Annotated in this window: 1 protein-coding gene; it reads right to left on the reverse strand. The window is 62.3% G+C overall.

Translation table 11 applies throughout. From position 1 onward, the window contains the following. Window positions 1-146: 146 nt before the first annotated feature. Entirely contained in the window at window positions 147-821 is a 675-nt protein-coding gene (locus tag ON21_RS24130; protein WP_039801118.1) for an MspA family porin, read from the reverse strand. Window positions 822-1,150: the final 329 nt, after the last annotated feature.

Genomic DNA, 1,150 nt, shown 5'->3' on the forward strand with positions numbered 1-1,150 from the left:
CCCGTCGAGAGCAGACCTACCGCGATGGCCGCGGACGCGCACAGCCCGGCCGCGCGCGCAAGCATTTTACGATCGAACATGACGGTAATTCCCCTAAAGAATCGAGTTCGCTTCAGCGAAAAGAGATTTGACTGATCCGACCGGCGTCAGCCGATGCTGAACGGCATGCCGTAGAGGCTGGTCTTCGAGTAGTGGTCGCCGATGATCTCGACGACCGTGTACGAACGCGCCTGCGCGTAACCCGCGCAGCCCTGGATCTGGATCTCGGCATCCTGATACTCGACGGAGTACACACCCGGCTTCAGAATGTCCTTGTAATCGATCTGAACGAACTTGACCTCGCCGGGGCCGAGGTTGACGCCGATCGACCCGCCCGCGCTCGCGCCGCTGAGATTGACGCTGCCCGACACACCCGCGGAGATCGCGTCATCGGCGATGCTGACCTGGCAGCCGACGATATAACCGGTGCTCAGCTGCGACGAACCATGCGTGGACGAATTGTTCGTTCCCGGGTTCCCGGTCGGACCATTGTTCGGCCCGATCGTTCCTTCGGGAGTGACGGCTACATCGGCGATGGCGTTCCCCGAAACCCACACGACACGGCCGGCACCGTTCGCGGCAAGGGATGGGGAGATCAGGGCGCGCTCACCGGTGCGAGCGATGTTCACGCCGGGCCCTGCCTTGTGACCGTCCGGCAACGGCACGAAGACATCGGCATTGGCCGCGCCGGTCGACAACAGACCGGTGGCTACGGCCGCCACAGCGGCGGCGCCCGCGACGCGGACGCCTCGAGACAGACCGTTGATGCGGTACTTGCTCATGTTTTTCCTCATCAGGTTGCATCCGCCCGCCCCAGGGTGTCGAGGCGGGACGTGTCCCTCCAAAAGCCGACGGCGTGCGGTGGAATGTGTTGTCCACCAGACGTTCCGCCGACCCATCGCGTCATCGAGCGATCTCGGACGAAACAATGCTATTCGGTATCAACCAGACTTTTCCGGAAATTCGGGCAATTCGTCTCGCGAAGTAACGGATCCGACTAGGATCGCGCAGCCCTTGCGGGGCAATCGAATTCATGACGAAATGGACCCGCCGCGATGCGAGGGGTCCATTTCGTCCGTAGCTACGGGTTTTTCACCCGCCGTTCACTCAG

It is taken from the genome of Nocardia araoensis NBRC 100135 (assembly GCF_000308435.1).
GTDB lineage: Bacteria > Actinomycetota > Actinomycetes > Mycobacteriales > Mycobacteriaceae > Nocardia > Nocardia araoensis.